This is a genomic window from Streptomyces sp. NPDC038200 (genome assembly GCF_055600785.1).
Window position 1 is genome coordinate 821,177 of the sequence record NZ_JBVJYH010000001.1, and the last position, 11,576, is coordinate 832,752.

At 71.5% G+C, this 11,576-nt stretch carries 12 protein-coding genes; 10 read left to right on the forward strand and 2 right to left on the reverse strand.

Annotated elements, in window-relative coordinates; translation table 11 throughout:
• Positions 1-179 precede the first annotated feature (179 nt).
• The 6 genes from ACZ7KF_RS03420 to mscL all read left to right on the forward strand — a co-directional run bounded on the left by ACZ7KF_RS03420 (position 180) and on the right by mscL (position 6,218).
• Positions 180-1,685, forward strand: a complete 1,506-nt coding sequence (locus ACZ7KF_RS03420; protein ID WP_471069568.1) for a potassium/proton antiporter — start codon at positions 180-182, stop codon at positions 1,683-1,685.
• Positions 1,686-2,075: 390 nt separating this feature from the next.
• Entirely contained in the window at positions 2,076-3,371 is a 1,296-nt protein-coding gene (locus ACZ7KF_RS03425; RefSeq protein ID WP_471068993.1) for an MFS transporter, read from the forward strand.
• A gap of 67 nt (positions 3,372-3,438) precedes the next feature.
• Positions 3,439-3,744: an FmdB family zinc ribbon protein gene (locus ACZ7KF_RS03430; protein WP_471068995.1), complete on the forward strand. Its 306-nt coding sequence runs from the start codon at positions 3,439-3,441 to the stop codon at positions 3,742-3,744.
• 119 nt (positions 3,745-3,863) lie between these two features.
• On the forward strand, positions 3,864-4,697 hold the full coding sequence (locus tag ACZ7KF_RS03435; protein ID WP_471068996.1) for an S-methyl-5'-thioadenosine phosphorylase: 834 nt from the start codon (positions 3,864-3,866) through the stop codon (positions 4,695-4,697).
• 285 nt (positions 4,698-4,982) lie between these two features.
• Positions 4,983-5,603 (forward strand): hypothetical protein, encoded by a 621-nt coding sequence (locus ACZ7KF_RS03440; protein WP_471068997.1) that lies wholly within the window; start codon positions 4,983-4,985, stop codon positions 5,601-5,603.
• Between the two features lie 138 nt (positions 5,604-5,741).
• Complete coding sequence (gene mscL / locus ACZ7KF_RS03445) at positions 5,742-6,218, forward strand: large conductance mechanosensitive channel protein MscL (RefSeq protein ID WP_471068999.1); 477 nt, start codon at positions 5,742-5,744, stop codon at positions 6,216-6,218.
• Between the two features lie 82 nt (positions 6,219-6,300).
• Here mscL and ACZ7KF_RS03450 read toward each other — a convergent pair whose 3' ends face one another.
• Positions 6,301-6,477: a hypothetical protein gene (locus tag ACZ7KF_RS03450; RefSeq protein ID WP_471069001.1), complete on the reverse strand. Its 177-nt coding sequence runs from the start codon at positions 6,475-6,477 to the stop codon at positions 6,301-6,303.
• Between the two features lie 127 nt (positions 6,478-6,604).
• Here ACZ7KF_RS03450 and ACZ7KF_RS03455 point away from each other — a divergent pair, with 127 nt between their 5' ends.
• The 4 genes from ACZ7KF_RS03455 to ACZ7KF_RS03470 all read left to right on the forward strand — a co-directional run bounded on the left by ACZ7KF_RS03455 (position 6,605) and on the right by ACZ7KF_RS03470 (position 11,201).
• Complete coding sequence (locus ACZ7KF_RS03455; RefSeq protein WP_471069003.1) at positions 6,605-7,843, forward strand: low temperature requirement protein A; 1,239 nt, start codon at positions 6,605-6,607, stop codon at positions 7,841-7,843.
• A gap of 40 nt (positions 7,844-7,883) precedes the next feature.
• Complete coding sequence (locus ACZ7KF_RS03460) at positions 7,884-8,909, forward strand: P1 family peptidase (RefSeq protein ID WP_471069004.1); 1,026 nt, start codon at positions 7,884-7,886, stop codon at positions 8,907-8,909.
• Positions 8,910-9,076: 167 nt separating this feature from the next.
• Positions 9,077-10,297, forward strand: coding sequence for a L,D-transpeptidase (locus ACZ7KF_RS03465; protein WP_471069005.1), 1,221 nt, complete (start codon positions 9,077-9,079; stop codon positions 10,295-10,297).
• 157 nt (positions 10,298-10,454) lie between these two features.
• The gene (locus tag ACZ7KF_RS03470) at positions 10,455-11,201 is read left to right on the forward strand and encodes a DUF6227 family protein (RefSeq protein ID WP_471069007.1); all 747 of its coding nucleotides are present in this window, start codon (positions 10,455-10,457) and stop codon (positions 11,199-11,201) included.
• A gap of 42 nt (positions 11,202-11,243) precedes the next feature.
• Here the strand turns inward: ACZ7KF_RS03470 and ACZ7KF_RS03475 are convergent, their stop codons facing one another.
• Positions 11,244-11,495 (reverse strand): hypothetical protein, encoded by a 252-nt coding sequence (locus ACZ7KF_RS03475; RefSeq protein WP_471069008.1) that lies wholly within the window; start codon positions 11,493-11,495, stop codon positions 11,244-11,246.
• Positions 11,496-11,576: the final 81 nt, after the last annotated feature.

Genomic DNA, 11,576 nt, shown 5'->3' on the forward strand with positions numbered 1-11,576 from the left:
GTCGGGCTGTGACTTTGAATGAGCGCTGGAGCAACCATAGGCGCAGGGTCCTGTCCCGCTTGACGCGGAGTCGGGAACCAGCGCGCACGAGCGTTCGATCTTGCCTCGGCGAACGTCAAGAAAGCGTCAAGAGTTAGGTAAGGTAACGAAGTAACCGGAGATCTCAGAGGAGGCGCCCGCTGACTGTCCACCACCTCAACCAGCTCCTGCTCGTCTGTTCCGTCGTTCTGCTGGTCGCCGTCGCGGCCGTCCGGATCTCCTCACGCAGCGGGCTCCCCAGCCTGCTCGTCTACCTGGGAATCGGCGTCCTCATGGGCCAGGACGGCATCGGGGACATCCACTTCAACAGCGCCGAAGTGACCCAGGTCATGGGATACGCGGCCCTGGTCGTGATCCTCGCCGAGGGCGGCCTGGGCACGAAGTGGAAGGAAATCCGGCCGGTTCTGTCCTCCGCCTCGGTCCTGGCGACGGTGGGAGTCGCGGTCAGTGTCGGGGTGACCGCGGCGGGCGCGCACTATCTGGTCGGGCTGGAGTGGCGGCAGGCGCTCATCATCGGCGCGGTGGTCTCGTCGACGGACGCGGCGGCGGTCTTCTCGGTGCTCCGGAGAATCCCGCTCCCCGCGCGCGTGACGGGCACGCTGGAGGCGGAGTCCGGCTTCAACGACGCCCCGGTGGTCATCCTGGTCGTCGCCTTCTCCACGGCCGGCCCGATCGAGCACTGGTACGTCCTGCTGGGCGAGATCGCCCTGGAGCTGGCCATCGGCGCGGCCATGGGGATCGCCGTGGGCTGGTTCGGCTCCTGGGGGCTCAGGCATGTGGCGCTGCCGGCGTCCGGCCTCTACCCGATCGCCGTGCTCGCGATCGCCGTCACCGCGTACGCCGCCGGCGCCCTGGGGCACGGCAGCGGCTTCCTGGCCGTCTACCTCGCCTCGATGATGCTCGGCAACGCCAAGCTCCCCCACTGGCCCGCCACGCGCGGCTTCGCCGAGGGGCTCGGCTGGATCGCCCAGATCGGCATGTTCGTCGTCCTCGGCCTGCTGGTCACCCCGCACGAACTGGGCGACGACGTCTGGCCCGCCCTGGTCATCGGACTGGCCCTGACCATGGTGGCCCGACCGCTGAGCGTGATCCTCAGCCTGGCCCCGTTCCGGGTGCCGTGGCGGGAGCAGGCCCTGATGTCGTGGGCGGGCCTGCGCGGCGCCGTGCCCATCATCCTGGCGACGATCCCCATGGTGAACGGCGTAACCGGCAGCCACCGCATCTTCAACATCGTCTTCGTCCTGGTCGTCGTCTACACCCTCGTCCAGGGACCGACACTGCCCTGGCTGGCGCGCACCCTGCGCCTGGGCGAGGAGGGCGAGGCCTCCGACCTCGGCATCGAGTCGGCACCCCTGGAACGGCTGCGCGGGCACCTGCTGTCCGTCGCGATCCCCGAGGGGTCCCGGATGCACGGCGTGGAGGTCAGCGAGCTGCGGCTGCCGCCCGGCGCGGCCGTCACCCTGGTCGTCCGCGAGGAGAAGTCGTTCGTGCCGCTGCCCTCGACGGTGCTGCGGCGCGGCGACGAACTGCTGGTGGTCGCCACCGATCCGGTGCGCGACGCGGCCGAACGGCGGCTGCGCGCGGTCGCCCACGGCGGCAAGCTGGCGGGCTGGCTGGGCGCGGACGGGGCGGGCACCGGGCGGTGAGGTCGCCTCGCCGGTGACACGGGCGGGGCGGGCGCCGGGCGGTGAGGTCGCCTCGCCGGTGACAGGGCGAGCACCGGGTGACGGCGCGGCCGGGGGTGCGTGCGAGCTGGGAACGCGCGCATTACGGGGGTGTTTCGTCCGATTCACACCCGCACCAATCGCAGGTGAACGGCCCTGACGGTGCTCGGTTTCACAGGTGCACAAGGCCTTGATCCCTGTACGATAAAGGCACCTGATCGAACCAACTCTGCCTGATGCAGAGCTGGCGCGACCGTATGGCGGCCGGAACGCCCTCCCCGGAGGCGCCGGTATCTACCGCAGTTCTGCGCAAGAGGACAGCTCTCGGCGCCCCCGCACGGGCGCGCTACCAGGCGAAGAAAGGCACGGGCCGTGGCGTCCACGGTCACCACCGACCCGGCGGAGAACTCGCCGGCGTCGTCCCGCCCCGGATACGGACAGCTGCTGCACACCCGCGGCGCCTGGACGTTCCTGCTCCCCGGCTTCGCGGCACGTCAGCCCTTCGCGATGCTCACCCTCTCGATCGTGCTGCTCGTCCAGCACACCACCGGCTCGTACGGCGCGGCAGGCGCCGCTGCTGCCGCCACCGGGGTCTCCATGGCGCTCTTCGCGCCGTACAGCGGCCGTCTGGCCGACCGCTACGGCCAGCGCGCCGTACTGATCCCCGGTGTGCTGGTGCACACGGTCTCCGGCCTCTCGCTGACGGCGCTCGCGCTGGCGCACGCCCCTCTGTGGGTGCTGTTCCTGGCGGCCGTCCCGACCGGCGCCTCCGTGCCGCAGGTCGGCCCGATGGTCAGGGCGCGGTGGGGTGTGAAGCTGCAGGGGTCGCCCCTGATGACCACCGCGGCGGCGTTCGAGTCGGTCACGGACGAGCTGACCTTCGTCTTCGGTCCCCTGCTGGCGACCGCGCTGTGCACCACCGTGACGCCGGCGGCGGGCCTGGTCACGGAGGCCGCGCTGACCCTCGTCGGCGGCCTGCTGTTCGCCGCGCAGAAGAGCACGCAGCCGTCGGTGACCGGCGAGAGCGGGCACGCGCGCGTGAAGCACGCGTCGGCCCTGCGCGTCCCGGGTGTGCGCGTCCTGGTCGTGACCTTCCTCGGCATCGGCTCGGTCTTCGGCGGCATGCAGGTGTCGCTGGCGGCCTTCACGGAGTCGATCGGCGAGCCCGGTCTGAACGGCGTCCTGTACGGCGTCTTCGCCGCCGGGAACATGCTGTCCGGCGTCGCCTGCGGCGCGATCGCCTGGAAGGTGGCCCCCCAGAAGCGCCTGGTCGTCGGTTACGCGGCGCTCGCGCTGGCGGCGTCCGCCCTGTGGACGGCGCACTCCGTGCTGCTGCTGGCCGCGCTCGGCCTGCTGGTCGGCATGTGCATCGCACCGGCGCTCATCACGGGCTACACGCTGGTCGACGGCCTGGTCCCGGCCGGCGCCCGCACCGAGGCCTTCACCTGGCTGACCGGCGCGGTCGCGCTCGGCCAGGCCGCCGCCGTCACGGTCGCGGGCCAGCTGGAGGACCGGCTGTGGGAGGGCGCGGGATTCCTGGTGCCCATGGCCGGCACGGTGCTCGCGCTGGTGACCCTGGTGACCCTGCGCTCGCGGCTCGTCGCCCCGCAGCGGAACCGCACGGTCGCACGTGGCGTCGGTCACCGCGTCCCGGTGACGGTGGACTGATCCCCGGGAATACGTCACTATGGATCGTCGTTAGCACTCATTGAGTGAGAGTGCCAGGAGGAAGACAGTGCCGACCTACCAGTACCAGTGCACCGAGTGCGGCGAGGGCCTCGAGGCGGTGCAGAAGTTCACCGACGACGCTCTGACCGAGTGCCCCAACTGCCAGGGCCGCCTGAAGAAGGTGTTCTCCGCGGTCGGCATCGTTTTCAAGGGCTCCGGGTTCTACCGCAACGACTCCCGCGGCTCCACGTCGAGCAGCACCCCGGCGTCGAAGCCGTCCGGCTCGTCGTCCGACGCGAAGTCTTCGTCGACGTCCTCGACGTCGTCGTCCTCGTCTTCCTCGTCGAGCTCCACCAGCAGCTCCGCGGCCTGAGCTCTCCCACCCTCGGACCCTGCCGTCGTACGACGGCAGGGTCCTCGGCGTAGCCAGGGTCCTCGGCGGGGACGGGCTCCGGCTGCCCCGCGGTTTCGTGGCCCGCTAGTGTGCTGGTCATGGCGAACGCAGAGATCGGCGTAATCGGCGGCTCGGGTTTCTACTCCTTCCTGGACGACGTGACCGAGGTCCAGGTGGACACCCCTTACGGGGCGCCCAGCGACTCCCTGTTCCTCGGCGAGGTCGCCGGCCGGCGGGTCGCCTTCCTGCCCCGGCACGGCCGCGGTCACCACCTGCCGCCGCACCGCATCAACTACCGCGCCAACCTGTGGGCCCTGCGCTCGGTCGGCGTGCGGCAGGTCCTCGGCCCGTGCGCGGTGGGCGGGCTGCGTCCGGAGTACGGCCCGGGCACCCTGCTCGTACCGGACCAGTTCGCGGACCGGACGAAGTCCCGGGCGCAGACCTACTTCGACGGGCTGCCGCTGCCCGACGGCACCGTGCCGAACGTCGTGCACGTGTCCATGGCCGACCCCTACTGCCCCACCGGCCGGGCCGCCGCGCTGAAGGCGGCCCGTGGACGGGACTGGGAGCCGGTGGACGGCGGCACGCTGGTCGTGGTCGAGGGCCCGCGTTTCTCGACGCGCGCCGAATCTCTGTGGCACCAGGCGCAGGGCTGGTCGGTGGTGGGCATGACGGGCCATCCCGAGGCGGCGCTCGCCCGGGAGCTGGAGCTGTGCTACACCTCGCTGACCCTGGTCACCGACCTCGACGCGGGCGCCGAGACCGGGGAGGGCGTCTCGCACGAAGAGGTGCTGCGGGTGTTCGCCGCCAATGTGGACCGGCTGCGCGGCGTGCTGTTCGACGCGGTGGCGGCACTGCCGGAGACCGCAGCCCGGGACTGCCTGTGCGGGAACGCGCTCGGCGGGATGGATCCGGGGTTCGCGCTGCCGTAGGGGTCCGTGACCCGGTGGGGGGCCAGAGGTCCGCAGGGGTCTGTGACCCGACGTGGGTGGATCCGAGGTTCGTGCTGCCGTACGGCGGCCCGTAGCCGGTGGGACGGCTCGGGGTTCGCGCCGCCGCCGGAGGGCCTGGGAGGCCGGCCGGAGGGAGCGGAACTCCCCGTTCGGGTGGGCGGGTTGTCCACAATCCGTCCGTGGTCCACCGGCTCCGGCGGGCTCCGGCGCGAGGCGTCATCGTGGCATCGCAAGCCGAATTCCTCGTCGCAGGCGGTGATCCTCATGCCCTCGCCCTCCTCGCCCCCGAGCCCGACTCCGCCCTCCTTCTCCCCCGGTCCCTCCATCTCCCCCGGCCCCTCCTTCCCGCCTCCCTTCCGGCTGCCGCGCCCGCTGGGCTCGGACGTCCCGGCGACCTGCGAGGTGCCCTCGTTCGGTCCCGTACGGGTGCGCGGCGGGCGGTACCGGTGGCAGCGGCTGGCGCGGCACCGTGGGCGGGCCGTCGCCGCCGGGCTCGCCATGACCGCCGCGGCGCTGGTGGCCGCGGGGCCCCGGACCGGGGCGGAACCGCACGGCGTGCAGAGTGCGCAGGAGCATAGGCCGGCGGACCCCGTGCGCCGGCACACCCCCCTGGACCTGGTGTCGGCACCGGTGCGCATCGCCGACGCCGCCACCGCGCAGCTGCTGCGCCCCGGCGACCGGGTCGACGTCATCGCCGCGGCGGACCCGTCGACCGGGGGCGGCGTCCGGGTGCTCGCCCGCGCGGTGCGGGTGACGAAGGTGCCGGAGCCGTCGGCCGGTGCGGCCGAGAGCGGGGCGCTGGTCGTGCTGTCGGTGCCGCGCGCCACGGCGGCAGGGCTGGTCGGTGCCGGTGCCACCGCCCGCCTGGCGGTGACGCTGTGCTGAAGCAGCGGGTACTCACCGTCGACGGTTCGCTGTCAAGCCCCTCGACCGTGCTCCGGAATTGGACACCATGGCCGCACCGTGCCGTAGGTTGCGGAGCGTTTTGTTCCACACCCTGTGCATGCGAGGAGAGTCTCCCAGGTGAGCGCGAAGAAGGAACCGAGCGTCTGGCACGGCTTCAAGGCCTTCCTGATGCGCGGCAATGTCGTCGATCTTGCAGTCGCGGTGGTCATCGGCGCGGCCTTCACGAACATCGTCAACGCGGTGGTGAAGGGGCTCATCAATCCACTGGTCGGAGCGATCGGCACACAGAACCTCGACAACTACAGCTCCTGCCTGAAGGACCCGTGCGAGGTGGGGGCCGACGGCACGGTCAAGAGCGGTGTGCCGATCATGTGGGGCTCCGTCCTGGGGGCCACGCTCACCTTCGTGATCACCGCCGCGGTGGTGTACTTCCTGATGGTCCTGCCGATGTCGAAGTACCTGGCCCGGCAGGCGGCCCGGAAGGCAGCGCGGGAGGGCACCAAGGAGATCATCGAGGTGAGCGAGCTGGAGGTGCTCAAGGAGATCCGCGACGCGCTGGTCGCGCAGCGCGCATCCGCGCCCGACGAGCGCTAGCGGCGCTCCCGCGGAGGACTCGGAGGCCCCCGCGGACGACTCGGAGGCTCCCGCGGACGACTCAGAGGCTCCCGCGGACGACTCAGAGGTGGTGGGGCGGCTTCTCGTCGAGGAAGCGCCTCAGGTCGGCGACGCTGTCCCCGTCCGAGCGCTCACCCCACCCGCGGTCGGTGTCGTCCGAGGTCTGCTGGTCCAGCGGGTCGTCGAAGACCAGCGCGGGCTTCGGTGCGCGCGGCTCGGGTTCGGGGGCGGTGCTCATGCCACAAGGGTACGGCTCCCGTGGGGACGGCCCGGCGGAGCGCCCGCCCCCTGCACCGGCAGGCCCTCCTCCCGCTTGTGAATCCGTGCACAAGACTTCCTGGCCGATTTCTGCTGTGCTGGGAACCATGACGTCGAGTCCCACTCCGGCTCCCGCCCCCTCGGGCGCACCACGGCCCTCCCGCCCCTTGCGACGCCTCACCGCGCGCGGACGCGACGAGGCGCATCGCGTGGCGTCCCCGCTGGAGCTCTTCTTCGACCTGTGCTTCGTCGTGGCGATCGCGCAGGCGGGCGTGCAACTGGTGCACGCCGTGGCGGGAGGACACCCGGGCGAGGGCATCCTCAACTACGCGATGGCCTTCTTCGCCATCTGGTGGGCGTGGATGAACTTCAGCTGGTTCGCCTCGGCGTACGACAACGACGACGCCCTCTACCGGCTCGTCACCCTGGTGCAGATCGCCGGTGTGCTCGTGCTGGCCGCCGGCATCTCCCGGGCCTTCACCCACCATGACTTCCTGCTGGTCTGGCTCGGCTATGTGATCATGCGGCTGGCGATGGCCGGGCAGTGGCTGAGAGCCGCGAGGTCGGCCGGGGGCGCGGAGAGAGCGATGGCGCTGCGGTACGCGTGCGGCGTGCTGCTGTGCCAGGTGGGCTGGCTCGGACTGCTGCTGCTGCCGGAGCCGGCACGGCCCTGGGTGTTCCTCGTGATGGCGGTCGCGGAGCTGTGCGTCCCGCTCCTCGCCGAGAGGAACCACGAGACCGCCTGGCATCCGCATCACATCGCCGAGCGGTACGGACTGTTCACGATCATCGTGCTCGGCGAGACGATCGCCGCGGCCACGGTCGCCGTGAAGTCGGCCGTGGACGAGCACGACGTGCTGGCCGAGCTGTTGCCCATCGCCGCGGGCGGGCTGCTGATCGTGTTCTCCGCCTGGTGGATCTACTTCGTGGTCCCGATCCACGGCCACCTGCGCTCCAGCAAGCGGGCGTTCATCTGGGGCTACGGCCACTACCTGGTCTTCTCCTCGGCGGCGGCGATCGGCGCCGGCCTGGAGGTGGCCGTGGAACAGGCGGTCGGCACGGCGCACATCTCCACCCTGTCCGCCTCGGCCGCCGTCACCCTGCCGACCGCGCTGTACCTGCTGACCGTGTGGGCGCTGCACTCCCGCCACTTCAAGGTGGGCCTCAACCAGCAACTGGTGCTGCCGGTCACGGCCCTGCTGGTGATCTGCTGCACCTTCCTGGGCGAGTGGGCGGTGCTCGCGGCGGGTCTGGTCTCCTCTGCCGCGGTGGCGACCGGCGTGGTCCTCACGGCACGCATGACCAGACGGGAACGGGCGGCGGACGCCGCCGCACCGGCCGGCTGAACCCTCGAAGGGCCACCCGGACTGCGCCAGACTGGCCACCATGACAGCTGACGCATTGACGGACGTCGCCGGGCTGCGGGTGGGGCACGCCACCCGCACCGGCGACGGCTGGCTCACCGGCACCACGGTCGTCCTCGCACCCGAGGGAGGCGCCGTCGCCGCCGTGGACGTGCGCGGCGGCGGCCCCGGCACCAAGGAGACCGACGCGCTCGACCCGCGCAACGTGGTGCAGAAGGTCGACGCGATCGTGCTGACCGGAGGCAGCGCGTACGGGCTCGACGCGGCGTCCGGGGTGATGGCCTGGCTGGAGGAGCGGGGGCGCGGAGTGCGCGTGGGGGCGGACCCGGCGCACGTGGTGCCGGTGGTGCCCGCCGCGTGCGTCTTCGACCTGGGGCGCGGTGGCGACTTCCGCGCCCGTCCGGACGCCGCGACGGGACGTGCGGCGGTGGAGGCCGCCGCGGCGACCGCTCCGGGTGCGCGGGTGCCCGAAGGATGCGTCGGCGCCGGCACGGGCGCCGTCACCGGACGGCTCAAGGGGGGAGTGGGCACCGCGAGCACGGTGCTGGACTCGGGCATCACCGTGGCGGCGCTGGTGGTCGCGAACGCCGCGGGAGCGGTGCTGGATCCCGGAACGGGCGTGCTCTACGGGGAGTTGTTCCAGGGCCGGGTGGAGTATCCGCAGGAGCGTGTCCACGAGGCCGCTCGCCGGCTCCTGGACGAGGCCGCCGCCAAGAACCCGCGGCCGCCGCTCAACACCACGCTGGCGGTGGTCGCGACGGACGCGGACCTCTCCAAGGCTCAGGCGCAGAAGCTGGCGGGTACGGCGCACGACGGGATCGCACGTGCCGTGCGTCCGGTGCATCTCCTGCACGACGGTGACACGGTGTTCGCCCTGGCGACCGGTGCACACCCGCTCGGCGCGCACCCCTTGGCGCTCAACGACGTCCTGGCCGCCGGCGCGGATCTCGTGACGCGGGCGATCGTTCGGGCCGTGCGTGCCGCCGGCTCGGTCGAGGGACCGGGTGGAATGTGGCCGTCGTACCGGGAGTTGTACGGGACGGGATAGAAGGGCCGCCCCGGGGGGGCGGAGGGCGGGGGCCCGGGGGGTGATTGTCGCGGTTCTGTCACGTGATGGCGTTCACCGGGTGCCGGAGGGAACCTCCCCCGGTGCCGACTCCCTCTTTCCTCACGACTGGAAGAGATCACGCACATCACATGAACCTGGAGCAGCCCGTGACAACGCCGGACATTGCAGCGCGGCGCGCACTCGGGGCCTGTGCCGCCCTGATGGTCGGCGCCCTCACCCTGACCGCCTGCGGCGGCAGCGCCAACGCGAACAACGACGACGGCAAGGGCGGCAAGGACTCCCCGAAGACGTCGACCGCGGCGATAGCGATCTCGGCCAAGGACGGTTCGACCGGGGCGTCCATCAACGCCACCGGGGTGAAGGTCAGCGACGGCAAGCTGACCGAGGTGAAGATGTCCGTGTCGGGCTCGGGACAGGCCGTGCCGGGGACGATATCGGCGGACGGCAGCACCTGGAAGCCGAAGCAGCAGCTGGAGCGCGGGACGAAGTACGAGATAAACGCGACGGCCAAGGACGCCGAGGGGCGTACGGCGGCGGCCAACTCCATCTTCACCACCGTCACCTCGGGGAACAGCTTCATCGGCACCTACACGCCGGACGACGGCGCCACGGTCGGGGTGGGCATGCCGGTCTCCTTCACCTTCGACAAGTCGATCACCGACAAGAAGGCCGTGCAGTCGCACATCACGGTCAACTCCAGCAGCGGTCAGCAGGTGGCCGGTCACTGGTTCGGGGACCGGCGGCTCGACTTCCGGCCGCAGGACTACTGGAAGGCCGGGTCCAAGGTCACGATGAACATCGACCTGGACGGCGTCCAGGGCGCCAAGGGCGTCTACGGGGTGCAGAAGAAGTCCGTCTCCTTCACGATCGGGCGGTCGCAGGTCTCCACGGTCGACGTCGACGCGCAGACGATGACGGTCGTACGGGACGGCAAGACCCTCAAGTCGGTGCCGATCTCGGCGGGCAGCCCGCAGCACACCACGTACAACGGGCAGATGGTGATCTCCGAGAAGTTCGTGCAGACCCGCATGAACGGCTCGACGGTGGGCTTCGGCGGGGAGTACGACATCCCGGACGTGCCGCACGCGATGCGGCTGACGTCGTCGGGGACGTTCATCCACGGCAACTACTGGTACAACAAGGGCAACCCGCCGTTCGGGCGTGAGGGCACCAGCCACGGCTGTGTCGGCCTCGCGGACGTGCAGGGGGCACAGGGCGCCACGTCGGCCAAGTGGTTCTACGACAACTCGCTCATCGGGGACGTCGTGGTCGTGAAGAACTCCCCCGACACCACGGTCGCCCCCGACAACGGTCTCAACGGCTGGAACATGTCGTGGAGCGCCTGGACGGCGGGGAGTGCCGCCTGAGCGGCCAGTTTTGACGGAACGGCGGGCCGCGCGGGAACTTTTCGCGCGGCCGGCGCGTTTTTCCGGCGTACGTTTTCTCGGTTCCCGGACACGATGTCCGACCGAGGGGCTACGGTATGCACCCACAAGGTGACATGCAGCAACGCCGGGAGATGTCTTGAGCGTTCCGTACGAGACCGCAGCGTACGAACCAGCCGAGTCGCCCGAGTCTCCGGAGGAGCATCTCGCGCGACTCCTCGGCCGTGCCCTGAACTCCTTCGAGCTGCCCGACGAGGTGATAAGGCACCTCGACTGCGCGCTGGCGCACGACAGTTCGCTGCACTCCGCGTACCACAGTGCGGGGCTGCACCGGGAGACGTACCGGCACACCTGGCTGCTCGCCGACGGCTCGGCGGTCACGCTGTGGGAGCTCGCGCACAACCACACGCCCGGCGGCGCCCCGGAGCACGAGGTGTACGTCGACGAGGAGGAGCTCCAGGCCGCCACGGCACAGCTCGGGCTGCTGCCGGACACGCGGGACTTCGAACTTCCGGCGCTCATGCGGCTGTGGGCGATCCCCGAACCCCGGCACGTGTTCGACTCCGGCGACTCGGCGGACCACGCGCGCCGGCTCCTGCGCCGCGCGGAGAACCCCGACCGGCCCGGCGCGGAGACGGCGGCGCTGCTGGCGACGGCGACCGCGCACGAGATCACACAGGCGTTCGGCCGCCCCGGGCGGGCCGGACGGGCGGGGCTCAGCTACGCGCTGTACGAGCACGCTTTCCTGCTGCCCGACGAAACCGAGATCTCCCTGTGGGAGGTCGAGCACACGGCGACGCCGGACGGGCGGCACATGTGCGAGGTGTACATGTCGGAGGACGCGGCCCGGGACGCGATGGAACGGCGCGCGGCACGGCAGGGTTGACGGCGGAGGCACGCGTCAGGGGCGCGTCCGCGGCCCGCGCCGTCAGCCGCCGGCGAGTCGGCGTACCAGGCCCGCGAACGCGTCCTGTTCCGCGGGGGTCAGCTCGACGGACTCCTGCGGGGGGCCGACCCGGTTCTGCCGCGGCAGGGCCGGGAGCGGCATCGTGGGGCGCCGGCCGGCGGTCTGTATCCCGGCACGGCGCAGCAGGCGCAGCAGGACGGCGGCCCACGCGACCGCCGCAACAGTGAGGACGGCCACGCCGATCAGCTGAAGAGTCGGGGCGTGCTCAGGCATGAGCCCCAGTACACACCACGGTCCGGGACTTTGGCCCCGGACCGTGACGTATCTCGCAGGTGCCGTGAACAACTCACAGCG

Excerpts from the sequence above, each read along its gene's own strand:
- ACZ7KF_RS03435 (WP_471068996.1), top strand. The coding sequence starts at position 3,864 with ATGGCGAACGCAGAGATCGGCGTAATCGGCGGCTCGGGTTTCTACTCC.
- ACZ7KF_RS03440 (WP_471068997.1), top strand. The coding sequence starts at position 4,983 with ATGCCCTCGCCCTCCTCGCCCCCGAGCCCGACTCCGCCCTCCTTCTCC.
- ACZ7KF_RS03450 (WP_471069001.1), bottom strand. The coding sequence starts at position 6,477 with ATGAGCACCGCCCCCGAACCCGAGCCGCGCGCACCGAAGCCCGCGCTG.
- ACZ7KF_RS03455 (WP_471069003.1), top strand. The coding sequence starts at position 6,605 with ATGACGTCGAGTCCCACTCCGGCTCCCGCCCCCTCGGGCGCACCACGG.
- ACZ7KF_RS03460 (WP_471069004.1), top strand. The coding sequence starts at position 7,884 with ATGACAGCTGACGCATTGACGGACGTCGCCGGGCTGCGGGTGGGGCAC.
- ACZ7KF_RS03475 (WP_471069008.1), bottom strand. The coding sequence starts at position 11,495 with ATGCCTGAGCACGCCCCGACTCTTCAGCTGATCGGCGTGGCCGTCCTC.